Origin of the sequence: uncultured Empedobacter sp. (assembly GCF_937930195.1) — a bacterium.
Taxonomy (GTDB): domain Bacteria; phylum Bacteroidota; class Bacteroidia; order Flavobacteriales; family Weeksellaceae; genus Empedobacter; species Empedobacter stercoris.
This window is the reverse complement of record NZ_CALGVK010000147.1, coordinates 1-24,076: the sequence shown is the minus strand read 5'-3', so window position 1 is coordinate 24,076 and position 24,076 is coordinate 1. Positions and strand designations below refer to the sequence as shown.

Genomic DNA, 24,076 nt, shown 5'->3' with positions numbered 1-24,076 from the left:
TGTATTTCACGAGATTTTGAAAAATAATTAGATTATTTTTTTTTATAAATTAAGCCACTCATTATGAGTGGCTTTTGTATTTATTTTTTTATTATTTTCTTTGTAGCTTCTTTACCATCAATAAGTGTTTTTAAAATATAAATTCCATTTGGTAAATGTGATACATCGATTTCATTCTTAGTTGACTTTAATACTATTTGTCCTTGTAAATTATAGACGACAGAAGAAGTTAAATTACCTTTTGTTTTAATTTGTATAATATCTGTAGTTGGATTTGGGAATACTTCAAATTTAGTATTAATAACTTCGGAAGTTCCTAAATCAGAATCGGGTAGAGTAATTAGAAATGAAACTAAAGCATCGTCTGTTCTTCCCAAACCAACGATATGTTTTCCATTTGTAGACATACCTAATGGTAAAGCGAATGTTATTCCTAAGTCATCGTAACCTAAATTCTCTTTTACGTATGTATTCAGATAAACTAAACCTGTTTTTTCTGTCCAAATAAACCCTTCACCCATTGCAGCTGATCCAGGCCATCCTCTATAATAACCAACGATTGTACTACCATCATTATTCGTCGCAGTAGAAGCTCCTCTAAAGAAGATGTTTTCGTTAGGGTGATTAATTGTAATTAGACTTCTTCTTTGCTCCATTTTGAAGCTGAAAATCCAAATGCACCAATCATCCATTTTCCATCTCCAGAAACACCAGAAAACTCTGTTACAAATTCATCATTTGGTCCTTTAACAATTGTTTGTTTATTATCTTCCCAATATGCGGCCTGTCTATTGCCATCTTCTCCATCTTGCCATCCAACGTATATTTTACCGTCATTACTTACCGCATTGATACGGGAAAACCTTTCTTCAACTGTTGAACCTAAATCTACTAAACCTTCTTCTTTTGTCCATACAGCAGCATGCGCATTGTTATCCTTTGATTGAATTAAACCTACAACTTTACTACCATCTGGCTGAAAATCCCAAACAGATCCTGCAACTTTATCTAAATGTTGTCCAAATGAACCTAAATATTGCCATGTAACCGTTGCTAAATTATATAAACCCATTTCGACAATATCTGTTGCAGGATTAGCAACCGAAGCAGCAATTAGACTACCATCTTTAGAAACTTTTGGAGAACCTACATTGTATACATTTTCAGGCATTTCATTTAAGACTTGGATTCCTTCATCTTTACTCCAAAAGAAATTAGCTTCCGAAGTGTTTAATGTAATAATGTTTCCATCATCAGTTACATCCGTTGCTGTTTGCCCAGAACCAATCGCATAAACTTGTGCATTTGCATGATTAGTATAAAATGAGAGTGCTAAGGCTCCTATAAATAATAATTTTGAATAAAAATTATTCATATAACTTTGTGTTAATTGTTTATTACTAAGTTATTTATAACATTGATATGTTTTATAAAATAATTCAATAATCATAATAATTCTGATTTTATAAAACTTAAAACATTGAAAATTAGTTAATTAAATTTTATTATGTGTTTTTGAAATTCTTGAATTTTAAATTAACAAAGACGTTGGTTATTTTAAAATACGTAATTTACATTGATTAATTCAATCGGTGAATAAAAAACAAGAATCTATACATGAATTGATTTGTTGTCAATTTTGTATCTTTGGATAAAGATTTACAAATGGCAGATTATATCCGAATTCATCCAGAAAATCCACAAGAAAAATCAATTGATCAAGTGGTTAAAATTTTACAAAATGGAGGTTTAATTATCTATCCTTCCGATACAGTGTATGGATTAGGTTGTGATATTACAAATCTTAAAGCAATGGAAAAATTAGCGCGATTGAAAGGCGTTAAACTCGAAAAGTCGCATTTCTCTATTGTTTGCAATGATTTGAGCCATTTATCTCAATACACATTACCAATTGACAATAGTACGTTCAAAATCTTAAAACGTGCATTGCCAGGTCCGTTTACCTTTGTTATGAATGCCTCACGCAGTTTACCTGTCGCTTATAAAGGTAAGAAAACAGTAGGTATTCGTGTGCCGAATCATGCTGTTCCGCAATTGATTGTCGAAAAATTAGGAAATCCTATTGCATCAACATCTATTTATGATGAAGATGAAATTGTGGAATATACTACTGATCCCGAATTAATTTTTGAGAAATGGGAAAAGTTAGTAGATGCTGTAATTGATAGCGGTTACGGTGATAATGTTGCTTCGACAGTTGTTGATATGACAGATGGCGTAGAAGTTTTGCGTGAAGGTAAAGGTGATATTGAAGATTATTTATAATTTATTTGAAGAAAAGAAAACATGAAAATATTATTATCTCCAGCAAAGATGATGAATCTTGAAACGAATGCAAAATGGAGAGCGACTACACCACAATTTTTAGCACAATCACAAGAAATTATGGATGTAATGAAAGAAATGAGTGCAAAGGATCTTGAAAAATTGATGAAAATTTCGAAAGATATTTCTGCTATGAATGTAGAACGTAATCAAAATTGGACGATAAAGCCAACAGCTAAACAAGCTATTCCCGCAGCTTTAGCTTTTAAAGGCGAGGTTTATAGAGGATTAAATGCAGAAACGTTAAACGAAGAAGCATTAGATTATTTCAATAAAAATGCTTTTTTACTTTCTGGTTTATATGGTATGTTGAGACCTTCTGATAAAGTAATGTTGTATCGTTTAGAAATGGGGTCCAAATTAGATGTGCATGGTTCTAAGAATTTATATGGTTTTTGGAAAGAAATTTTAACGTCATTTTTTAATTCAAAATTAAAGAAGGGAGAGTTTATCCTAAATTTAGCGAGTAATGAATATGCGAAAGTTCTGGATAAAAAATCACTAAAAGCACCAATGATCGATGTAGAATTTCAGGATTACAAAAACGGTGAATTGAAAAAAATCATGATGTATTTTAAACATGCTCGTGGAGCAATGGCGCGTTATTGTGCAGAAAATAATGTTGAAACATTGGATCAAGTAAAAGCATTTGATGTAGATGGGTATCGTTTTGATGAGAATTTATCTACCGAAGAAAAATTGGTTTTTACACGATAATTTACAAATAATATGTATAACTTAAAGACTGCTAAAAAGTAGTCTTTTGTTATTTTTGAGAAATATATGGAACAACCTTTTATAGATAATTTACCTATAAAAATTATTTATTCGTTCGAGACTTTATTCAAGGAACTCGAAGCGTCTGAATATAATTTTGGAGAGTTTAATGCCTTTTTAGAATACCTAAAAGTAACTCGTCCAGAATTGATTGATGGAGTGGAAACATTTGAAGATTTTGAAAAATTAATTCATAATGTAGAACCAATTATCGATAAAATTATTCCAAAACCTTTTATTAAATATAACCTGAAAGCAATAACTTTCCCGTTTTCGGATAAATTTATATTTGCAACCGATCGATTAAAGGAATTCATAGAGAATAAGACATCAAGCTTAAAATTTAATTATGAACACCTTGATTATGAAACACTCTATAAGTTTTGTTGTTGTTTTATTTTATCAAAATATTACCATAAAAATTTAGAATTCAATTTATCCAATCAATTGGTTATAGAAAATGAAAATGGTTACAAAACCTATTTGGGAACGGATATTAATCATGATTATTTTAAAATATTTCCTTCTGAAAACAAATTCGAATTGTCTGAAGATGAAATTGATGACTTGTTGAATAATTACGAAGACACTTCCTTGTGGATGAAAAAAATTCCGATTGGTTCGTGGATTGCCAAAGGGTTTAACTTGGTATCATTTTTTGATAACACAACCGAAATCGCACTTTCTAACTTGAAGTCAAAACTTTTATCTTACGGAGAACCTTTTGATATTGTGAGATCTGATATTATTTCGGCTTTAAAATCAATATTTCGAATCAATGAACTTGAGGTTGGTTTTTCTGCTTACAATTCAGATAAAAATCAATTGGAGATTAGCCATCTTTTGCAATTAAATAATAGTTTGTTGATGGATCATCGTAAAAAATTGAAATTAACTGATATCGCTTGTACTGATTTACAAAATAAAATTTCGAAAGCTGATTATTATGTTGTTTCAAGTGTTGATGCAGCTCTCACGAAATTTCCTCAAGACAAAATGTTGAAAATTGCTAAAAATTCAGGAATCAAGAGTTTAATTCTTTATCCACTTAAAAATGGAAATTCATGTCTTGGTGTTTTAGAAATTGCTTCAAAAGAAACTGGAGTTTTTAATCGAATTAATGCGAATCTTTTACGCGAAATTACACCGCTTTTAGAAGAATCTATTTACCGCTATTCGGTAGAATTTGAAAATCAAATTAACGCTTATATCCAAACCGAATATACTTCATTGCACCCAAGTGTTGATTGGAAATTTAGAGAAAAAGCTAAGGAACATCTATTAAATCGAGGAAATTCGAAACAAAAATCTCAAATTTCTTTTCAAAATGTTTATCCAATTTACGGTGAATTGGATGTGCGAAATTCATCCAATATTCGCAATGAATGTCTGAAAATGGATTATATCAATCAATTAAATTATTTGATCTTGATTTGTAAAGAATTGCATAAACGCTCGAATAAAGTGAAATTCTTGAGTTATATTGAAGATTTGCAAAATTTTTTAGAACGAATTGATAATGTCGATAAAATCTATTTTGAAAGTGAATTATTTGATTATATTTCTTTTCAAATACATCCCGAAATTCCGAAATATGTCAAAGAAGATGAGAAATCAATTATAGAAGAATATCTGAAAAAATTAGATTCGACCACAGGTTTATATTATGTGGAACGTAAAAAGTTTGATCAGTCTATTGCCATGACAAATTCTCTTTTGTCGAATAAATTGGATGCTTTTCAGAAGGATGCGCAAGAGATTTTTCCTCATTATTATGAACGATTTAAAACGGATGGAATTGATTATAATTTATACGTTGGTCGAAGTATAGCGCCTTTAAATAAATTTTCGTACCAAAATATTCGAGAAATAAGGTATTGGCAATTGCAAGCGATGATTGCTTTGGAGCAAGGTTACAAAAATATTCAGAAAAAAAAATCCGTTAAAATTGGAAGTTGCTTCGTTACTATATGCAACCAATACGACGCTTGATATTTTGTTTAAATTAGACGAAAAACGCTTTGATGTTAATGGATACAACAATGCAAAATACGAAATCGTAAAGAAAAGATTGAGTAAGGCTTTTGTTAAAGGTTCAAATGAACGCATCAATCAGCCACATAAAATTTGTATTATTTATACCGAAGATATTTTGAGAGAAGAATACACAAATTATATTAATTTATTGATAAAAAAGGGATTTCTAAAAAATGATATCGAATATCTTGAAATAGATGATTTACAAGGATTAAGTGGGTTATTGGCAATTAGAGTTTCGGTGAATTATAAAAATAAATTGGAAGAATATAAAAAATTAGAAGAATAAAGAATGGAAAAAGATGAAGTGTTGCTAAATATTTCGATAGATAGTTCTGCCGAAAATATTTGGAAAGTATTGACAAATGAAGATTCATTTAGTGCGTGTTTTGACGATATGAAAATGAGTTGTAACGAGTGGAAAGTAGGAGAGAAGATTATTTTTGAAACGCAGAAGAATAATGAAAAAATTGTAGATGAGGCACTCATAACGTCTATTTTAGAGAATGAAAGATTGCGTTACAATTACAAAAAACAAAACTCTGATCATGAAATTGAAGTGATTTTCAATCTAAAATCTGTGGGTAATTTTACGTATTTATCAATTGAAGGTAAAGATTTCGCTGATGAGTTTGAACGATCACATTCAGAAAATGCTTGGATAAATATGATGCAAAACATAAAGAAATATGTGCAAACAAAATAACCTTCAAATTTTTGAAGGTTATTTTGTTATATGATTTCATCTATTTTATAAAAGAAAAATATCCTCTCAAAATAGCATCATTCGATGCGTTTCGCGTATCAATTTCTAAAATTTTAGGACGACTACTTTCTGCATAAAAATTGTTGAAAGAATTTTCTAAATCAGTTAAATTTGAAATGACTTCATATTCAAAATCATACATTTTAGCTAAATGTTCTGCTGTGAAATGATGTTTGGTTTCGAAATAATCTTCGACAACATCTGTTTCGGAAGGACCAGGAATAAATTTGAAAATATTTCCACCACCATTATTGATCAAAATAATTCTGAAATTAGAAGGTAAATTAACATTCCATAACGCATTCGAATCATAAAAGAATGAAATATCGCCTGTTATCATTACTGTATTTTGTTCAGAAGCGATGCAAGCACCAATTGCGGTAGAAGTAGAGCCATCAATTCCACTTGTTCCACGATTACAGAAAACAGGATTCGAATCGTTGTGATCAAATAATAATCCATAACGAATAACAGTAGAATTTCCATATTGAATTTGCCAATTTTCAGGATAATTTCGAATAATAGAATCGAAGGCTTTCAAATCACAAAACGGAATCATATTGATATATTCTTTGTGTTTGATATTATTTGCTTCTCTAATCGAATTCCACGTTGTATAATAATCCGATTCTTTTGGATTGACAAATGGCACAAATTGCTCTAAAAAGAATTCAGGTTTTGTTTCAATTTTGTCCGTTAAAGCCTGAAATGTATCTGGTTGCCAATATTCATCTAAATGCCAATGTTGCGTTGGTTGTTTTTCACGCAAGAACTTTTTGATCTTTTTAGACACTATATTTTGTCCAATCGTCAAAAGAATATCTGGTTTCAAAGCTTCTAATTCTTCCTCTGAATAGGGAAAAATAACCTGATCTATTTTATTAAAATAACGATCATTATGAAGATTTGAAGTAACTTCTGTTAGTACAACAACCGAATCATCTTGTGCTAATTGCTTAAGCAAATAATCAAATTTGGCATTTGGATGATGCAAACCAACCAAAATCATTTTACGATTCGACGTATTCCAACGACGCATAAAATCAATAACATCAATTTCAGGATATACTTTTTCATCAATTGTGATGTTATCAATTTCTATATCGGGCGTAGAAACAGATTCGTATAAAGGCTCAGAAAATGGCATGTTGATATGAATTGGTGCCGATTTATGCATACAATCAATCAATGCATATTTCGTCAACAACATATTTCGTGTCAAATCATCTGTTTCCTCACTTTCTGATAATTGAACGTTGTGAACAGAATGTTTTTCGAATAAATTATTTTGACGAATGGTTTGTCCATCAAAATTATCTACCAAATGTTCAGGACGGTCAGCAGATAGGACAATTAGAGGAATATTCTGAAAAAAAGCTTCTGTAATCGCTGGGTAATAATTTGCAGTTGCCGAACCCGAAGTACAACAAACGACAACAGGTTTCTGAAGTTGCTGTGCCATTCCCAACGCAACAAATCCAGCCGAACGTTCGTCGATAACACTATAAGTTTTGAAACGTTTGTCATTGGCAAACTGCATCGTTAATGCTCCATTTCGAGATCCCGGCGATAATACGATATGATCAATTCCAAAAGCCAAAAATGTTTCGGCAATCAATTGAACATTTAATTTATTTGATATTTTTCTCAACGTAGTTGTCTTAAATTATAAAAGGTTTTGAGTAGCAAATTTACTAAACAAAACCTTTCAAAAAGTATGATATTTTTAAGAATTAAGTATGTAAACCACCGTCTACACTTAAAACTTGTCCTGTTACATAACTTGATAAATCTGAAGCTAAAAATAAACATGCATTAGCCACATCTTCTGGTTGTCCACCTCGTTTTAATGGAATACCATTACGCCATTCTTCAACTACTTTTTGGTCTAAAACTTCAGTCATTTCTGTTTCGATAAAACCTGGTGCAATTGCATTGCAACGAATGTTGCGAGAACCTAATTCTAAAGCAACTGATTTAGAAAAACCAATTAATCCTGCTTTAGAAGCTGCATAATTTGCTTGACCAGCATTTCCTTTGATTCCAACAATAGAAGACATATTTACGATAGATCCTGAACGTTGTTTCATCATTGGTTTGATAACTGCTTTAGTTAGGTTGAAAGCAGAATTAAGATTCGTTTGAATCACTTTCTCAAAATCTTCTACAGACATTCTCATCAATAAATTATCCTTTGTAATTCCAGCATTATTGATTACGATATCAATTTGACCAAACTCTGCAATTACATCTTCAACTAATTTTTGAGCCGCTTCGTAATCAGAAGCATCAGACTGATAACCTTTAACTTTACCAAATTGTCCCAATTCTTCTTCCAAAGCTTTAGCTTTTTCTACAGAAGAAGCATAAGTAAAGGCAACGTTTGCGCCATTTTTCACAAAAACTTCAGCAATACTTTTTCCAATACCGCGAGTTGCGCCTGTAACGATTGCTGTTTTACCTTGCAATAAATTCATGTTTATAGGTATTATATATTGTTCCAAAAGTACGATTTTTTGCGAGAGTTAAAAATGTTAAAATTTACTTTATTGATTTTCTTTAACATTTAATGGTATTATAATTGAAAATATCAATCATATAAAACCCAAAAAAATATAAAACATGAAGAATCTATTGAAATTATTAGCGGTAACATTTTTCGCTTTATTCATTTTTGCAGCTTGTAGTGATGACGATGATCCAGCAAATAATGATTTTTTTGCAGGAACTTATAAAGGAAGTATTAGTTATACTGACGGAGATAATCGACTAAGTTCTGATAATGGTAGTGTATTTGTAACGAAAATTGCAAGTGGTACAAAATACAATTTTGCTTTTTCGGATAAAATTCCTGATTTAAATGGAGTTGAATTTGAGAAAAAAGGTGATAATACTTTAGTGAGTATTGGTGCTGATGAGACTTCGTACATTAGAATTGATAGTGATAAACTAACGATTTTGTATACAAGAGATGGAAAAGTTTGGACTGCTAACGCAACAAGATAAGTAACGAATTAATGTAAAAGGAAAGACGTTTAAAATAGAACGTCTTTTTTTTGTGCAATATTTTTTACTGAATATAGTTAAATGTATAAAGAAGAGTTGAATGAAAACGAGTTTATTTTTGATGACTATTTTGATGACTTTATTTTCGTGTTCAAATGAAGATGATAGCCAAAATAAAGTTTACAAAGAAAAATATGAAAGACGATTTATTATTTTTCGAGATTCTTTGGGAATAGAAGAAAAGGACAGCGGTACTGTAAGAGTGTCAAAAAATAACACATTATACAGTTTTAATTTTGAAACAGCAAATAACAAACATGTTGATCCTATTGAGGATATTGAGATGGAAATGACAGGTTCTAATTCACTTCGAAATGTAAATTGGTCACCAACGAAATTCATTGTAATGACAAAAGATAGTATCAATATATCTTATCAAATTGGTGATTCGTATTGGTTGGTTAATGGAATAAAGTAATAATAATCATAAAAAAAATCCACTCATTGAGTGGATTTTTTATGGGTATAAAAATTTCAGCTTATAAGCCAAAAGCTTCTTTTATTTGATCTACAAAGTCTAATTTTTCCCAAGTGAATAATTCAACTTCAACTTCAACAACATCTTGTCCGTTAGCTGATTCAAAACGTTTTGTAACTGTTTTAGGTTCACGACCTAAATGTCCATAAGAAGCAGTTTCTTTGTAAATAGGGTTTCTTAATTTCAATCTTTGCTCGATAGCGAAAGGCTTCATGTCAAAGATTTCAGAAACTTTTTTAGAAATTTCTCCTTCTGTTAAATTAACTTTTTCAGTTCCGAAAGTATTAACCAATAATGAAACTGGAGCAGCAACACCAATAGCATAAGAAACTTGAACTAATACTTCGTCTGCAACACCAGCAGCAACTAAGTTTTTAGCAATGTGACGAGCCGCATAAGCTGCAGAACGGTCTACTTTTGATGGGTCTTTTCCAGAAAATGCACCACCTCCGTGTGCACCTTTACCACCGTAAGTATCAACAATGATTTTACGACCAGTTAAACCTGTATCTCCGTGAGGTCCTCCAATAACGAATTTCCCTGTAGGATTGATGTGATAAGTGATATTATCTGTAAATAAATCGCGCAAATGAACTGGTAATTGTGCTTTAACTCGAGGAATTAAAATACTAATTAAATCATTTGTAATTTTATCTCTCATCGCTTCTTCGTTAGCGAAGTCATCGTGTTGAGTAGAAATAACAATTGTATCAATACGAACTGGTTTGTTGTCGTTATCATACTCAATTGTTACTTGAGATTTAGCATCTGGGCGTAAATAAGGTAATAAATCTTTTTCGTATTTACGAATATGAGCCAATTCTTTTAATAATCTGTGCGATAAATCCAATGCCAAAGGCATATAGTTTTCTGTTTCGCTTGTTGCGTAACCAAACATCATTCCTTGGTCACCTGCACCTTGTTCTTCATCAGAATTTCTGTCAACACCTTGATTAATATCTGGAGATTGTTCGTGAATTGCAGAAAAAATTCCACAAGAGTTTGCATCAAACATATACTCACTTTTAGTGTAACCAATTTCAGAGATAGTTTCTCTTGCTACACGTTGTAAATCAATATAAGAATTTGATTTTACTTCTCCTGCTAATACAACTTGTCCAGTTGTTACTAAGGTTTCACAAGCTACTTTACTTTTAGCATCAAATGCTAAAAAGTGATCAAGAATTGAATCAGAAATTTGATCGGCAATTTTATCAGGATGCCCCTCAGAAACTGATTCTGATGTAAATAAATATGACATTTCTATATTTTTTTAAGATATATGAGGGGAGGAAATAACTGAAGTCCTGTTTTAGCAATTATTTTATGAGGTTGCAATCAGTCAAATCTTTCCTCTCGATTTTTTCGAGTTCAAATATACAATGAATAAAATGAATTAGAAAAGAAAAAGATGAATTATTATTCTATTAATTTAGTAGACTATTATGAGGATTGAATTGAATTTCAGAATACAAATAATGAAAATGAATAATTTTAGAATATATTTTCTAAGGATGATAACTTTTTGTTGTTTTTTTAGATTATTTTTCAAATTAATATTGTTACTTTAGAAAAAAAATAATTGTACAATGAAATTTGATACTCTCGATCAACAACTACTGATGTATTTGCAGGAAAATAGTAAAATTACTTACAAAGAATTATCTGATAAGTTGAACTTGTCATCAACTGCTATTCATGAAAGAATAAAAAAATTAGAGAAATCAGGAATTATTTCTAAATACGTAGCTTTAGTTAATAGAAGGTTGATAAATAAAGAGTTACTTGTTTTTAGTCACATCAAATTACAGCAACATTCGGCAGGTAATATTCGAATTTTTGAAACTGAAATTCAAAATTTGAAAGAAGTACAAGCTTGTTTTCATGTTAGTGGGGATTATGATTACATTGTAAAAATGTCTTTCGAGAATATGGACGAATACAGAGATTTTATGGTGAATAAACTAACAACGATCAAAGTTATTGGAAGTTCTCATAGTACGTTTGTTATTAGTGATGTAAAAGATGACACAGCTTATCAATTGGTCTAATCAGTTATAAATTTAAAATGAAAAAAGAGGAATTTTGGTTCCTCTTTTATTATTTTAGAATATAATTGTTTTTAAGTTATTGCTCTAAATTAGAAGACCATTTCGACCCAAAGGTTACATTTCCTTCTTTGAGAACAATATCCGAATGCAGAAATTTTGCAGCTTCTGCCGATTTTTTGACTTTCACACTACTACGCTCAATCATTTCTTTTTCGTAAGGTTGTAAAATATCGTTACGCAAATCATGATTTTTTCCTTGATTTTGACAAACGGATTTAATCTTTTTTGCTAATAACAACGCATCCAACAACGCCTGATTAGCACCTTGTCCTTTAAAAGGACTCATGGGATGCGCAGCATCGCCAAGTAAAGTGACTGACCCCGCATTTTTTAACAAATCTTGTTCTAATAGATTTCTGTCATACACAGGATATCCTGTGATTTTTTCGGTTTCAGTTGCAGCAATAATCTGGGGAATAGGAGAATGCCATTGTGTTCTTTTTACGACTTCAGCTTTTAATTCTTTAGCTCCTTTTTTACTTAATTCCATTGCTTCTTCCTCTGAAATAGGAAAACTAAATTGCCACATTACTGCATTTTCATCATAAGGCATCATATACATACGTTCTGTTCCGTTAGCCGTCTGAAATACAGTTGAGCCATCTAATAAGGGATTATTTAAATTTTCTAATGCACTTAATTGACATATTCCTAAAATAACAATACAGCCCAAATAACGTAAAGGATTTATTTCTTCTTTGATCAATGTTCGACGAACCGAACTTCGGATTCCATCTGCACCAACCAATAAATCGGCTTTAAAATGTTGTTGAACACCATCAACATCAAAGGTTAATTCAATCTTGTCATTTAGTTTATAATCAATTAATTGATGGTTCCATAAAACGTGACTATTTCCTCCTAATTGATTTAAGAAAGCTAAACGCAAAGATTGTCTGGCGATGTGAATATTAGTAGGTTTATTCTTGTTTCTTGTTTCTACAGATTCTTTATGAATTAGTTTTCTTAATCCCCATTCACCAATCACATTACCATCAATTGTATGCGCCAAGTGTAAAGTAGAAATCAAGCCTTTATCTAAAGTAGGAATACCAAACTTTTTCATCTCTTTACTCGCTTGTTGTAATGTTAAACCATATCCTTGCGAACGATCATTAAACGTGCGATCTCTTTCAAAAAGAGTAAAAGGAATTTGTCGATGCAAACAGGCTAAAGCTAACGCAATACCACCAATTCCAGCACCTATTATCGCAACATGTGGATACTTGTTTTCATCCGCTACAGGACGTTCATTATGAATGGTCAATCCAGTACCTGAACATGAAGTACAAATTTGCATGGATTTTTTTGGCTTTATCGGAGCAGAGCTAGTATTCTTATCTTTATTATATTGAGCGAGAGCAAATTCATAGCGTAAAAGTTTTTTTTTCGAAACGCCTTGACTTTTTGTTCCATGACCGTTACAAGCTTTACAACTTATCCAATTGACTATATTACTCAAATTTATATTTTTTTAAAGACAAAATTATTTTGCAAAAATAAGATTAATAAAGAAATTTCACGATTTCTTTTGGCTGAAAAGTGCGTTTATAAAATTAAAAAAATGAGTAATGTAGTGTTGAATTTATGACAATCAATACCAGGATTTACAGTTGTTTTTTTTGACTTTATTTATTGAAAATAGTAGTTAAAAGGAAAAAAATAATCAAATACAAGATAGATTTAAAAGTTTTAAGTCAAAAATAATTGTACGATAAATTATTAGTTGTTACTTTTGCGAGTGAATACTAACTAACAACCAATAGAAACGATTAATTCAGATGGAAAATTTTACAGATCGACAGATCGAAATCATGGAAGCAGCAACAGCTCGTATTGATAAATATGGGATTCAAAACCTTACCATCAAAACTTTGGCAGCTGATATTGGTTTGTCGGAGCCTGCTTTGTATCGTCATTTCAAAAGTAAGAATGAAATTTTACTTTGTCTACTTCATTATTTCATCACGAAAATGAAGAAGCGTATCAGTACCATTATCATGAATCATAATGCAACAGCAGAAGAAGAACTTAGAATTATTTTTAATTCTCAATTGCAAACATTTACAGAAAAACCAGCAATTGTAAGTGTCATTTTCGCAGAAAGTATTTTTCATTTTGACGGAAGTTTAAGCAATAAAGTTTCTGAAATAATAGAATTAATGCAACAATTTGTGCAGTCTAATATTGAAAGAGGGCAAAGAGAAGGTCAGTATAATAAACGAATTAATGCTTCTACTCTTACAACTATTATTCTTGGGTCAATACGAATGACTGTACTGAAATGGAAAATTTCGGGGCATTCAACAGATTTGGTAAATGATGGAAAAATAGTTTTAGAAACTCTATTAGAAATGATTGAAAATAAGAAACAATAAATATTTTAGGACATGAAAAAAACAATTGTAGTAGCAATGAGTGTCATGCTCTTTTGGAGTTGTAACACTACATCAGAAAAAAATGCAATGCAATCAGAAGTTCAAGATGAGACAGCTCATCAGCACAACGAAAATTCTGATATTATCGAGCTAAACAATGGCGAAAAATGGAAAGTGAATGAAGAAATGAAACCTTTTGTATCGAAGGGTGAAGAATTAGTCAATACTTATATCCAAACGAATGGTACAGATTATAAGTTACTTGCAGAAGAAATTAAATCTGAAAACAGTAAACTCATAAAAAGTTGTACAATGAAAGGAAAGAGTCACGATGAATTGCACAAATGGTTACTTCCACACTTGGAAATAGTTAAAACATTAGAAGCAGAAACCGATTCAGCAAAAGCAACGCATGCGATTACAAATTTGCAACAATCATATCAAGATTATCATAAAAATTTTAAATGAATTTAGAAGAATTACATCAACAGGAAAAAGAAGTTTCAGCAACTTTATTATTTAAAGGAGAAATGGGAACTTCGACGGCTATTCGATTAGAAGAAAAAGGTATTTTAAAAGAACATATTACAAAAACAGCAGCACTTCTTGTATGTGTTAGTGGGATAACAACTTAAGAAGATGAAAAAGGGCAACAAATTACTTTAAAACAAGGCGATTATATTTCGATAGAACCTCATGTGAAACATTGGTTAAATGCAACTTGTAAATCACATTTAATTCTTTTAAAATAAAAAAATTTACTCCAAAATGTTAGTGAACGCTCGCAAACTATTGATCATTCCGCTCTTTTTTATCGGATGGCATACAGTTAAGGCACAAGAAGTTTGGACATTAAAGCAATGCATTGATTCGGCAATTCTGCATAATAAAACGTTGAAAGTCAATCAAAACAACATCAATATCAGTACGTACAAGGAAAAAGAAGCAAAAGCTAATTTGCTTCCGAAAATTGCAGCAAATGTTGATTATAATTATTTTATAGAATTGCCTACACAATTGATGCCAATGAATGTCTTTAATCCGCAAGTGCCCGAAGGACAATTCAGAAATATACAATTTGGCGTACCGCATAATATCAATGCAAATGTCCGATTGACAATGCCTTTGTATAATCCACAGGTTTATGGAGCAATTGAGAATGCTAAAATCGCCAATGAACTTAGTCAGCTTCAATTTCAAAAATCGGAAGAACAAGTTTTATACGACATTACGACCTTGTATTACAATGCTCAAATTCTTAAAAATCAACTTGATTTTTTGGATAGTAATTGGATAAATACACAAAAGCTATTAAAGAATATGCAACTTTTGAAAGAACAACTTTTGGCAAAAGGAACAGATGTTAGTAAAATACAATTGCAAGCTGATCAACTTAGTACACAAAAGGAAAATGTATCGAATAAATACAGTTCAATATTAAATATGTTGAAATTGAATATTGGAATTCCTATGGAACAAGATGTGGACGTAATTGCTGAATTAGAAGAACAACAGCTGAACCATTATACAAGAGAAAATACAGTTGATTTTGAAATTGTCAAAGCTTATAATAAGTTATTAAACAATGAATTAACTGTTTTAAATCGATCAAAAACTCTTCCGACAATTAATTTGGTTGCTTCGTATGGAACAACAGGTTTTGGTTATGATAAAGCACCAGATAATTTTCTTAAATTTTATCCCATTGGCTTTGTAGGTTTACAACTCAATTATCCAATTTTCAACGGAACGGTTACTCTTCAAAAGATCAATCAGAAAAAATTAGAAATTAGTAATAACGAACTGCAAGCGCAATTGATTGATGATAAAAATAGAGTAGAGATAGAGAATAGTGAACGACAAAAAACGATGGCACAACAAACAATCATCAACACTAAAAATCAAATAAATTTAGCCCAGTCAATTTACGAACAATCAATTCTACAACAGAAACAAGGTGTTGCAACATTAACGGATATTTTATTGGCAGACAATGCACTTAGAGAAGCGCAGCAAAATTATTTATTGGCTATAATGGATTATTTAAAAGCTGATTTAGAAATAAAAAAACTGAAAGGAATCATTAAAAACTAAACGTAGTAAACTAAATGCGCTACTCAATTTTTAGCGCTTAGTTATACATCGTTAATTTAGGTAATATGAAAAAGATAAGTTGGATAATAGTGGGGATTATTCTCATCGGATTGGTTGTTTTTAGACTTACAAGCAATAAGAAAACTACCGAAAGTAAGGTTTATCAATTCAATAAAGAAAAACCGATTGTTGTAAGTGTAGACAGTATTCGTTTGCGAGCGATAGATACAGAGAATTCCTATACAGGAATTTTTGAACCGAATAAAGAATCTAAAATTAGTTCGGATATTCAAGGAAAAATTAATGCTGTTTTAGTAGATATGGGAAGCCAAGTAAGGAAAGGGCAAACCCTTGTACAATTGGATAACTCGTTGTTAAAATATCAGTTACAAACAATTGAAGTTCAGATTGAAGGTTTAGAAAATGATGTAAAACGTTATACAATTTTAGCAGAAGCCGATGCAGTACAAGGTATTCAGTTGGAAAAAACGAAATTAAATCTAAAATCAGCCAAAATACAGCAAGCAAGTTTAGTAGAACAAATTAGAAAAACAGCTATTAAGGCTCCGTTCAATGGAGTGATTACAGCTAAATTAAATGAGGTTGGTGGTTTTGCAGCGCCTGCAGTTCCTTTATTGCAGATTACAGATATAAGCAGTTTACGTTTTACAATCAATATTCCAGAGAATGATTTGATTTATTTTCAAACCAATCAAGCTTATAAAATTAGTGCGGATCTTTATCCCGATTTTCCACTTGTAGTAACGACTAAAATGATTGGAAGTAAAGCTAATAGTGGTAATAGTTTTCCTATACAATTCCATGTAAATAACATCAATAATTTATCTATAAAAGCAGGAATGTTTGGTAAATTAAGTCTTTCTGATAGCAAACAGAATCAAGGTATTGTTATTCCCTCTTCGGCAATTATCAAAGAAAAAGACAAGCTAAAAGTGTATTTGATAAAAAATGGAAAAGCAATCATACAACCAATTACTGTAGGAAAAAATGTAGGTAATTCAGCAGTTGTATCAAGCGGTTTAAACCAAGGAGATGTAATTGTAACCAATGGATTTATCAACCTTTTTGATGGAGCGAATATCACAATAAAATAAAATCAGTTATAATGAACATTTCAGAAATTTCCATTAAAAGGCCTTCATTGATCATTGTACTTTTTAGTGTATTTACGCTTTTAGGAATCATTGGTTTTAAGAATTTGAGCTATGAACTGATGCCCGATTTTAATCAACCTGTTGTGGTTATCCGTACTGCTTATCCCGGAGCAGAACCCAATGAAGTTGAAACTTCTGTTTCCCGAAAAATAGAAGATGCACTTTCTAATTTAGAAGGTGTAGATTATTTGATTACAAAATCATTGCCCAACGCTTCTGTGATCATTGCCAATCTTAAATATGGAACAGATTTGGATAAAACAATGCAGGATGCGCAACGCTATATTGATAATATTCGAAAGGATTTACCAAAGGATATTCAGAGTCCTGTGATGAGCAAAGTGTCACCTAATGATTTGCCTATAATGTCGGTGAGTGCAACAAGCGATTTAGAATCGACTGTATTTTACCAGAAAATGAAAGACGATTTTCTACCGCAAATTCAACAATTAAAAGGAGTGGCCGAAATTACCATTTTAGGTGGAGAAGAACGAGAAATTCAAGTAAAAGTAGATAAAGAAAAACTGAAGCTTTACAAAATTTCTATGAATCAAATAGTGGAAGCCATTAATCGTTCTGGAATTGATATTCCTGTTGGTAAATTGCAAACTGACCAAGAAAATAACTCGGTTCGATTAGTTGGGAAATTTAATACACTTTCAGAAATTCAACATGTACAAATTGCAATGCCTTTTCCAAATAGTCCGATTTACGTTAAAGATATTGCATCTGTAGAAGAAGGAGTGAAAGAAATTACTTCTTACAGTCGTTACAATGGTAAAAATGGGATAGGTTTATTGATTAAGAAACAAGGAGATGCCAATGCCGTAGATGTTTCGAAATTGATAAGAGAACAGTTCCAATCGATCGAAGAACAAAATTCAAGCTCTAATGTACAATTTATAGTCACTGACGATAGTACGGATACAACTATTGCAGCTGTTAATTCGGTGATGTATGATTTGATTTTAGCTGTTATTTTAGTTGCATTGGTCATGTTACTTTTCTTGCGTAGTTTCAGAAATGCATTGATTGTCTTGGTCGCTATTCCAACTTCTTTAATTACTTCTTTTGCAGTGATGTGGCTATTAGGTTATACGCTTAATTTGATGACTTTACTTGCCATGTCTTTAATTATTGGTATTTTGGTGGATGATGCAACTGTTGTTTTAGAAAACATTCAACGTCATTTGGATAAAGGAAAGGATAAAACAACTGCAGCTTTGGACGGACGAATGGAAATTGGTTTTTCAGCACTTTCTATTACATTGGTGGATGTAGTGGTATTTTTACCCATCTTATTTTTACAAGTTTTTGTAGGCGATATGCTCAAACAGTTTTCGGTAGTAGTGATTACTTCTACGTTAACAAGTTTATTGGTAGGGTTTACGTTAACTCCTTGGTTAGCTTCACGCATTGGAAAAAAAGAAGATTTACAACCTACGACTATTTTTAATCGTTTTTTACTTTGGTTTGAACATCAGTTAGACAAATTTATCAATTGGTATGGCAAAACTTTAAATTGGGTTTTAGGTCATAAATTGCTTTTTACAGGATTTGTTTTGTTACTATTTGTAGGAACTGCGGTAATGATGAAACAAGGAATTATAGGAAAAGAATTAATCGCTACCGGCGATCAAGGAAAGTTTCGATTGGCATTGGAGTTTGATAAAAGTACCTCTATTCAACAAAATAATTTAGTGTCACAAAAAATAGAAAATTATATTCTAAATCAACCCGAAGTTTCAGCTGTTTTTAGTAATGTAGGTGGACCAAGTACAGGTATAGGAAGCATTGGAGTTGGTGCTGTCAACAAAACCGAATTGAATATTCAGTTAAAGCCTAAAAATCAAATTAATAACCTCTCTACAGAACAATTTATGCAAAATTTAAGGGAAGATTTGCAAAAAGAATATACAGGTATTAGTTTTTCTATTACAGTTATTGGTTTAGTCCCTAAAACAGAACCGATAGAAATTACTTTGAGTGGAAGCGATTTGGAGCAAGTTTTACAATCAGGTCATGATTTAAAAGCTATGATTGAAAAGATTCCTGGCGCAGATAATGTTCGATTATCAGTCGAGACAGGAAGTCCAGAGTTGAAAATAATTCCAGATAAAGATAAAATGCAACGTTTAGGCTTAACGACAGCTTATGTGGGTACAAATTTGCGCACAGCTTTTACGGGGAATGACGATGCTATTTTAACTGAAAATGGAACAGAATATCCTGTTCGTATTTGGTTGGATAAATTTAGTCGAGAAAATTATGATGACCTTAACCAACTTCATATAATCAATCCAATGGGTATTCCGATCGAGGTTTCTCAGTTTGCAGCAATTGAAAGAGATAATTCGCATTCACTTTTAGAACGAAAAGACAGACAAGCAGCAGTAACCTTAACGGCAGATGCTTTAGGTAGACCTTCTGGAACAGTGGCAGATGACGTTGTCGCTTATCTTGAAAATAACCCTTTACCTGCAAATATGGAACTCACTTGGGGAAGCGAAATTAAACGACAAAATGATAGTTTTGGAGCATTGAGTTCGGTTTTATTGATTTCATTTTTACTTATCTATTTGATTATGGTAGCCTTATATGATAGCTTTATTTATCCTTTTGTGGCGCTATTTGCTATACCTGTTGCAATTATTGGTGCATTTTTAGCATTGAATTTGTCTTTAAATAACATGAGTTTATTTGCTTTACTTGGATTGATTATGCTAATGGGATTAGTCACAAAAAACGCAATTTTAATCGTAGATTTTACAAATCAATTAAAAAGCAGTGGAATACATTACAAAGAAGCTTTGATTTTAGCAGGAAAAGAACGTTTGCGACCAATTTTGATGACAACTTTATCTATGGCGATTGGGATGTTGCCTATTGCATTGGCGAGTGGAACAGCATCAGAATGGAAAAATGGCTTGGCGTGGATAATTATCGGAGGTTTACTTTCATCATTGGCATTGACAGTTTTTTTAGTACCTATGGTGTATTATGTTGTAGATTCAATAAAAGAAAAGATGAATTAATTTCGTTTTTAAGCACTATATTTTTAACTATCATATCCGGAGAAATTATTACTTCTTCGGATTTTTTTTATAAGTCTTTTAATCATAATTGTACTTCTGGTGATATATTTCATATAATCGCTTTATTTTTTCAAATTTAGATCAATTGTTTTATTAATATCACATCAAATTTATCTATCAAGACATTTCAACACTGTCATTTATATCTCTTTATAAAACTGAAACTAATACACGTTCACCACTCATTTTAACAGCTAATTCAACCATGGTCGTAATTAAAAATATCAACATGTTTTTATGATTGCAGTCATAGAAGCACTATAAATTGTCAGCCTAAATTTGCCGCACAATTATAAAATTAATTATGCTTACAGATCAAAATAAACAAATAATTTTAGCAACTGTTCCTTTATTAAGAGAAGGCGGAGTGGCACTTACCAAACATTTTTATAAGAGAATGTTTACACATCATCCTGAATTGAAAAACCTGTTTAATATGGGAAATCAGCATTCGGGAAAACAACAAACAGCTTTAGCAATGGCGGTTTTGGCTTATGCCGAAAATATTGCAAATCCAGGAGTATTAATGCCTGTTATAGATATGATTGGGCACAAACATAGCAGTTTAAATATACAACCTGAACAATATGAGATCGTAGGTACACATTTGTTGGCTTCGATTAAAGAAGTTTTACAGGACGCAGCTACAGAGGAAGTACTTGAAGCATGGACTATAGCGTATAATCAATTGGCAGATTTGATGATTGGGCACGAACAGAAAATGTATCAAAACAAAAAAAAAGAAACGGGTAACTGGATAGGTTGGCGTACATTTATTGTGAAAAGTAAAGTAGAAGAATCTGTCGAAATCACTTCTTTTTACTTAAAACCAAAAGACGGAAAAGCAATTCCAAATCATTTACCAGGGCAATATTTAAGTATCAAAGTGTTTTTACCTGAAATGAATTTGGAACAAATTCGTCAATATAGCATTTCTTGTGCGCCAAATGCTGAGTATTTCCGTATTTCTGTAAAACGTGAACAAGGGCCAAACATTGCAGTAAATGGTATGATTAGTAATTTTTTGCACGATCTTATTGTTGAAGGTAGTGAAGTTGAACTGAGCGCTCCTGCAGGTAATTTTGTGTTACAAGAAAATACAAACAAAAAAGTATTTATCAGCGGTGGAATTGGTCAAACGCCTTTGTTGTCTATGTTAGAAACTTTAGATTTGAACGAAGAAGCGCAACAAGATGTGGTTTGGATACATGCGTGTCGTAACAAAGAAGTACATGCATTTGCTGATAAAATCAAAAATATTCAAAACAATCATCCCAACGTTCGTAAATATCAATTTTACGATATAGTAGAAGAGTCGGTAGCAGATGCAAGTGTTTTGAAAGGTCATATCGATTTTACAAAAATAGAAGATTGGAAATTTGATAGCGACGCTGAATATTATGTATGCGGACCTCGTCCATTTATCGAAAAAATGATTGGCGATTTAAAAACGAACCAAGTTAATGAGGAACAAATTTTCTTTGAAGAATTTGGGCCAAAATCTTTATAATAAAGTTTAATTAAGTAGGGAGGAGCTAAGCTTCTCCTTTTGTATTTATGAATTTTAAAACGCACGTATCCAGAAAAAATTACCAATGGGTAAAATGGAGTCGTATTGCTTTGTGTTCTGCATTGGTAGGTATAGTAGTAGGTTTGCTAACGTTAATGTTTAAAACTTTGGTGGAACAATACGAACATTTATTGCTACACAAAGCAAAAGATTTTCAATTGTTTTTTATTGTTTTTCCTTTTATTGGTTTAGCCTTGATTTATGTTTTACGTCAATTTGTATTTAATAAAAAGAAGAATAAAGGAATTTCAGAAGTATTAGAAGCAGTTCAATCAAAGAAAAAGATTCCTTCATATAAAGTGTTGTCGCATTTCTTTAATGGATTTCTTACCGTTGTTTTTGGTGGAACCACAGGAATAGAAGTTTCAACCGTTGTAGCAACAGCAACTTTGGGTGATATGGCATCGCGAAAAGATGTGATTTTTAAAAAATACAGAAAAGAATTTATGGGAGCCGCTATTGCCAGTGGTGTCACTATTTTGTTTTGTAGTCCGTTGGCAGGTTTGTTTTTTTCGTATGAAACCATAAGGAAACAGAAAACAAAAGTGTTTTGGATTACACATATTCTTAGCGTGGCTTTTGCAACCGCCATACTTTTCTTAATGAATGTTCATCCGTTGGTCGATCTCAGTCAGTATGTTCACGATTGGAAGTATGAAGCTTTACCATTTTTTATTGTATTAAGTATGTTATCGGGAGTTTACGGTGTATATATGACAAAGGTTGTGACATATTCAAAAAAGGCTTCTTTTTTTGAACACAGACCATTATTGCAATTACTTATCGGTTCTATTTTCTTGGGAAGTATTTTGTATTTCTTACCCGAATTATATGGATCAGGATATCACACCATTATTCAATTTACACAAAAAAAAAGCTATATACTTAGCATAGCGTTGCTTGCGTTAATTTTGGTCATTGTAAAACCTTTTACAACTGGTTTAACACTGAAGTTAGGTGGTGATGGTGGCGTTTTTGCGCCAAGTATTTTTGCAGGTGCTTGCTTAGGTTTAATTGTGGGAATGTTGACTAAAATGTATTTTGTGCCTGATGTATTGGTTTTAAACTTTGTAATATTAGGCGTAGCATTAACAGTAGGAGCTACATTGCACGCTCCTTTCACTGCTATATTTTTAACCTTCGGAATTTTTAATTCGTATGTACTTTGGTTGCCTTTAATTGCCTTAACTTTTGTCAGTTATTTTTTATCAAAAAGGATTTTTCCCTATACGGTTTATACACTTTCAGTAAGAAAATAATCATTAATCATGTAAAACGTAAATTTTGTGGCAGAAACTTATCGCTTATGGATTTAAAATTTTCATTGAATTAGAAGCTAAATTATGATGAAAATAGTTCTATAATAAACGTGAAATAATCTATTGAAAATAGTTTAATTGATGCGTTCAAAACTAATCTTTGGTTACTTTATTTTAGGTTCAAGTATCTTTATTTTACGTATTGAAATCAACAAACTGCAAGGTGATTTTTGCAGATATAAGAATGCATTTTTGAATTTCTTTTAATTAAAAAGTCCTTTATTTCTTTTTTTTTAGACCTAAAAATCTACAAATTATTTGTATAAATCGTTTTTGCTTGTTTTATTTTTTTATACAATAACTCGAAGTAAGAAATTCAAATTTTCCTTAATAAAATATGACCTGAATCATAAAAACAAGAAATAGATGAGGTTAATTTTGGTCTAAATAATTACTTCATGATGAAAAATTCATTTATTTTAATAGCAGTTATTTTAGTCATTTTTTGGGCTTTTTTATTTTTAGTATTGCGAATTTCGTATTATGGTGTAGTACATTTTCTATTGTTTATGGCTTTTATTTCATTAGTATTACGTCTCCTTATTGGTAAAAATCAAGGTTAAATTAATTACTTTTACATATCACACTTATTAATGTTTTATTCTTTTCTAATACCTGCAAAATAATGCGGGTATTTTTTTATTATATTGATTTTAAGATTTATAAATGTTTTTAAACGGATATGATTTGAATCATAATATCACAATCTTTATGTGAATAATTTAGCATAGAAAGAAATCTAATTAGTATTTCAATAAAAGTTAAATCCAATTTACTACATGAATAATACTAGTCTATTTATGTAGTAAATTACAAAACTACAATTATGAAAAGGAGTAATTCAAACAATCACAATTCGCACAA

22 protein-coding genes are annotated in these 24,076 nt (G+C 31.2%); 16 read left to right on the top strand and 6 right to left on the bottom strand.

What is annotated here, in order from left to right; all coding sequences use genetic code 11:
* Positions 1–80: 80 nt before the first annotated feature.
* Both Q0616_RS08525 and Q0616_RS08520 read right to left on the bottom strand, forming a co-directional pair.
* A complete protein-coding gene (locus tag Q0616_RS08525) occupies positions 81–656 on the bottom strand; it encodes a T9SS type A sorting domain-containing protein (protein WP_284583495.1) in 576 nt (191 codons plus the stop codon).
* The gene (locus Q0616_RS08520; RefSeq protein WP_298776474.1) at positions 635–1,375 is read right to left on the bottom strand and encodes a hypothetical protein; all 741 of its coding nucleotides are present in this window, start codon (positions 1,373–1,375) and stop codon (positions 635–637) included. Before Q0616_RS08520 ends, Q0616_RS08525 begins: the two co-directional genes overlap by 22 nt.
* A gap of 290 nt (positions 1,376–1,665) precedes the next feature.
* On the opposite strand from Q0616_RS08520, the gene Q0616_RS08515 reads away from it, so the two are divergent.
* The 5 genes from Q0616_RS08515 (at position 1,666) to Q0616_RS08495 (ending at position 5,866) form a co-directional block, all read left to right on the top strand.
* Positions 1,666–2,286, top strand: coding sequence for an L-threonylcarbamoyladenylate synthase (locus Q0616_RS08515; RefSeq protein ID WP_171622197.1), 621 nt, complete (start codon positions 1,666–1,668; stop codon positions 2,284–2,286).
* A gap of 21 nt (positions 2,287–2,307) precedes the next feature.
* A complete protein-coding gene (gene yaaA, locus Q0616_RS08510) occupies positions 2,308–3,063 on the top strand; it encodes a peroxide stress protein YaaA (protein ID WP_171622196.1) in 756 nt (251 codons plus the stop codon).
* Between the two features lie 66 nt (positions 3,064–3,129).
* Positions 3,130–5,115 carry a hypothetical protein gene (locus tag Q0616_RS08505; protein WP_298776472.1) on the top strand — a complete coding sequence of 662 codons (1,986 nt, stop codon included), beginning with the start codon at positions 3,130–3,132 and terminating at the stop codon, positions 5,113–5,115.
* A complete protein-coding gene (locus Q0616_RS08500) occupies positions 5,072–5,449 on the top strand; it encodes a hypothetical protein (RefSeq protein ID WP_298776469.1) in 378 nt (125 codons plus the stop codon). The genes Q0616_RS08505 and Q0616_RS08500 overlap by 44 nt, the downstream gene beginning before the upstream one ends.
* 3 nt (positions 5,450–5,452) lie before the next feature.
* Positions 5,453–5,866, top strand: coding sequence for an SRPBCC domain-containing protein (locus Q0616_RS08495; RefSeq protein ID WP_171622194.1), 414 nt, complete (start codon positions 5,453–5,455; stop codon positions 5,864–5,866).
* A 40-nt stretch (positions 5,867–5,906) separates the two neighbouring features.
* On the opposite strand, the gene menD is transcribed toward Q0616_RS08495, so the two are convergent.
* Positions 5,907–7,577 (bottom strand): 2-succinyl-5-enolpyruvyl-6-hydroxy-3-cyclohexene-1-carboxylic-acid synthase, encoded by a 1,671-nt coding sequence (menD, locus tag Q0616_RS08490; protein ID WP_286496858.1) that lies wholly within the window; start codon positions 7,575–7,577, stop codon positions 5,907–5,909.
* An 82-nt stretch (positions 7,578–7,659) separates the two neighbouring features.
* Positions 7,660–8,403, bottom strand: a complete 744-nt coding sequence (gene fabG, locus Q0616_RS08485) for a 3-oxoacyl-[acyl-carrier-protein] reductase (RefSeq protein WP_171622256.1) — start codon at positions 8,401–8,403, stop codon at positions 7,660–7,662.
* A 145-nt stretch (positions 8,404–8,548) separates the two neighbouring features.
* On the opposite strand from fabG, the gene Q0616_RS08480 reads away from it, so the two are divergent.
* Together Q0616_RS08480 and Q0616_RS08475 are read left to right on the top strand one after the other, a co-directional pair.
* Positions 8,549–8,932 carry a hypothetical protein gene (locus Q0616_RS08480; RefSeq protein ID WP_284583500.1) on the top strand — a complete coding sequence of 128 codons (384 nt, stop codon included), beginning with the start codon at positions 8,549–8,551 and terminating at the stop codon, positions 8,930–8,932.
* 100 nt (positions 8,933–9,032) lie between these two features.
* Positions 9,033–9,410, top strand: a complete 378-nt coding sequence (locus Q0616_RS08475; protein ID WP_298776462.1) for a hypothetical protein — start codon at positions 9,033–9,035, stop codon at positions 9,408–9,410.
* Between the two features lie 61 nt (positions 9,411–9,471).
* On the opposite strand, the gene metK is transcribed toward Q0616_RS08475, so the two are convergent.
* On the bottom strand, positions 9,472–10,731 hold the full coding sequence (gene metK / locus Q0616_RS08470) for a methionine adenosyltransferase (RefSeq protein ID WP_286484073.1): 1,260 nt from the start codon (positions 10,729–10,731) through the stop codon (positions 9,472–9,474).
* 328 nt (positions 10,732–11,059) lie between these two features.
* On the opposite strand from metK, the gene Q0616_RS08465 reads away from it, so the two are divergent.
* Positions 11,060–11,521 (top strand): Lrp/AsnC family transcriptional regulator, encoded by a 462-nt coding sequence (locus Q0616_RS08465; protein WP_260542768.1) that lies wholly within the window; start codon positions 11,060–11,062, stop codon positions 11,519–11,521.
* Positions 11,522–11,597: 76 nt separating this feature from the next.
* Here Q0616_RS08465 and Q0616_RS08460 read toward each other — a convergent pair whose 3' ends face one another.
* Positions 11,598–12,881: an NAD(P)/FAD-dependent oxidoreductase gene (locus tag Q0616_RS08460; protein ID WP_298776460.1), complete on the bottom strand. Its 1,284-nt coding sequence runs from the start codon at positions 12,879–12,881 to the stop codon at positions 11,598–11,600.
* Positions 12,882–13,362: 481 nt separating this feature from the next.
* Here Q0616_RS08460 and Q0616_RS08455 point away from each other — a divergent pair, with 481 nt between their 5' ends.
* The 8 genes from Q0616_RS08455 (at position 13,363) to Q0616_RS08420 (ending at position 23,152) form a co-directional block, all read left to right on the top strand.
* Positions 13,363–13,959: a TetR/AcrR family transcriptional regulator gene (locus Q0616_RS08455; RefSeq protein WP_225541491.1), complete on the top strand. Its 597-nt coding sequence runs from the start codon at positions 13,363–13,365 to the stop codon at positions 13,957–13,959.
* Between the two features lie 12 nt (positions 13,960–13,971).
* Positions 13,972–14,427, top strand: a complete 456-nt coding sequence (locus Q0616_RS08450) for a hypothetical protein (RefSeq protein WP_298776453.1) — start codon at positions 13,972–13,974, stop codon at positions 14,425–14,427.
* A complete protein-coding gene (locus Q0616_RS08445) occupies positions 14,424–14,594 on the top strand; it encodes a hypothetical protein (RefSeq protein ID WP_298776451.1) in 171 nt (56 codons plus the stop codon). The genes Q0616_RS08450 and Q0616_RS08445 overlap by 4 nt, the downstream gene beginning before the upstream one ends.
* Positions 14,595–14,727: 133 nt before the next feature.
* A complete protein-coding gene (locus Q0616_RS08440; protein ID WP_298776448.1) occupies positions 14,728–16,053 on the top strand; it encodes a TolC family protein in 1,326 nt (441 codons plus the stop codon).
* Between the two features lie 65 nt (positions 16,054–16,118).
* Positions 16,119–17,168, top strand: a complete 1,050-nt coding sequence (locus Q0616_RS08435) for an efflux RND transporter periplasmic adaptor subunit (protein ID WP_286484070.1) — start codon at positions 16,119–16,121, stop codon at positions 17,166–17,168.
* Between the two features lie 11 nt (positions 17,169–17,179).
* Positions 17,180–20,263 carry an efflux RND transporter permease subunit gene (locus tag Q0616_RS08430; RefSeq protein WP_298776444.1) on the top strand — a complete coding sequence of 1,028 codons (3,084 nt, stop codon included), beginning with the start codon at positions 17,180–17,182 and terminating at the stop codon, positions 20,261–20,263.
* Between the two features lie 364 nt (positions 20,264–20,627).
* The gene (gene hmpA, locus Q0616_RS08425) at positions 20,628–21,833 is read left to right on the top strand and encodes an NO-inducible flavohemoprotein (RefSeq protein WP_298776442.1); all 1,206 of its coding nucleotides are present in this window, start codon (positions 20,628–20,630) and stop codon (positions 21,831–21,833) included.
* Positions 21,834–21,880: 47 nt separating this feature from the next.
* Positions 21,881–23,152, top strand: coding sequence for a chloride channel protein (locus Q0616_RS08420; RefSeq protein WP_286496856.1), 1,272 nt, complete (start codon positions 21,881–21,883; stop codon positions 23,150–23,152).
* Positions 23,153–24,076 lie beyond the last annotated feature (924 nt).

What these genes read in the sequence shown, in the direction of transcription:
- Q0616_RS08525 (WP_284583495.1), bottom strand. Translation starts at nt 656, where the DNA reads ATGGAGCAAAGAAGAAGTCTAATTACAATTAATCACCCTAACGAAAAC.
- Q0616_RS08520 (WP_298776474.1), bottom strand. Translation starts at nt 1,375, where the DNA reads ATGAATAATTTTTATTCAAAATTATTATTTATAGGAGCCTTAGCACTC.
- Q0616_RS08515 (WP_171622197.1), top strand. Translation starts at nt 1,666, where the DNA reads ATGGCAGATTATATCCGAATTCATCCAGAAAATCCACAAGAAAAATCA.
- yaaA (WP_171622196.1), top strand. Translation starts at nt 2,308, where the DNA reads ATGAAAATATTATTATCTCCAGCAAAGATGATGAATCTTGAAACGAAT.
- Q0616_RS08505 (WP_298776472.1), top strand. Translation starts at nt 3,130, where the DNA reads ATGGAACAACCTTTTATAGATAATTTACCTATAAAAATTATTTATTCG.
- Q0616_RS08495 (WP_171622194.1), top strand. Translation starts at nt 5,453, where the DNA reads ATGGAAAAAGATGAAGTGTTGCTAAATATTTCGATAGATAGTTCTGCC.
- fabG (WP_171622256.1), bottom strand. Translation starts at nt 8,403, where the DNA reads ATGAATTTATTGCAAGGTAAAACAGCAATCGTTACAGGCGCAACTCGC.
- Q0616_RS08480 (WP_284583500.1), top strand. Translation starts at nt 8,549, where the DNA reads ATGAAGAATCTATTGAAATTATTAGCGGTAACATTTTTCGCTTTATTC.
- Q0616_RS08475 (WP_298776462.1), top strand. Translation starts at nt 9,033, where the DNA reads ATGAAAACGAGTTTATTTTTGATGACTATTTTGATGACTTTATTTTCG.
- metK (WP_286484073.1), bottom strand. Translation starts at nt 10,731, where the DNA reads ATGTCATATTTATTTACATCAGAATCAGTTTCTGAGGGGCATCCTGAT.
- Q0616_RS08465 (WP_260542768.1), top strand. Translation starts at nt 11,060, where the DNA reads ATGAAATTTGATACTCTCGATCAACAACTACTGATGTATTTGCAGGAA.
- Q0616_RS08460 (WP_298776460.1), bottom strand. Translation starts at nt 12,881, where the DNA reads ATGCAAATTTGTACTTCATGTTCAGGTACTGGATTGACCATTCATAAT.
- Q0616_RS08455 (WP_225541491.1), top strand. Translation starts at nt 13,363, where the DNA reads ATGGAAAATTTTACAGATCGACAGATCGAAATCATGGAAGCAGCAACA.
- Q0616_RS08450 (WP_298776453.1), top strand. Translation starts at nt 13,972, where the DNA reads ATGAAAAAAACAATTGTAGTAGCAATGAGTGTCATGCTCTTTTGGAGT.
- Q0616_RS08445 (WP_298776451.1), top strand. Translation starts at nt 14,424, where the DNA reads ATGAATTTAGAAGAATTACATCAACAGGAAAAAGAAGTTTCAGCAACT.
- Q0616_RS08440 (WP_298776448.1), top strand. Translation starts at nt 14,728, where the DNA reads ATGTTAGTGAACGCTCGCAAACTATTGATCATTCCGCTCTTTTTTATC.
- Q0616_RS08435 (WP_286484070.1), top strand. Translation starts at nt 16,119, where the DNA reads ATGAAAAAGATAAGTTGGATAATAGTGGGGATTATTCTCATCGGATTG.
- Q0616_RS08430 (WP_298776444.1), top strand. Translation starts at nt 17,180, where the DNA reads ATGAACATTTCAGAAATTTCCATTAAAAGGCCTTCATTGATCATTGTA.
- hmpA (WP_298776442.1), top strand. Translation starts at nt 20,628, where the DNA reads ATGCTTACAGATCAAAATAAACAAATAATTTTAGCAACTGTTCCTTTA.
- Q0616_RS08420 (WP_286496856.1), top strand. Translation starts at nt 21,881, where the DNA reads ATGAATTTTAAAACGCACGTATCCAGAAAAAATTACCAATGGGTAAAA.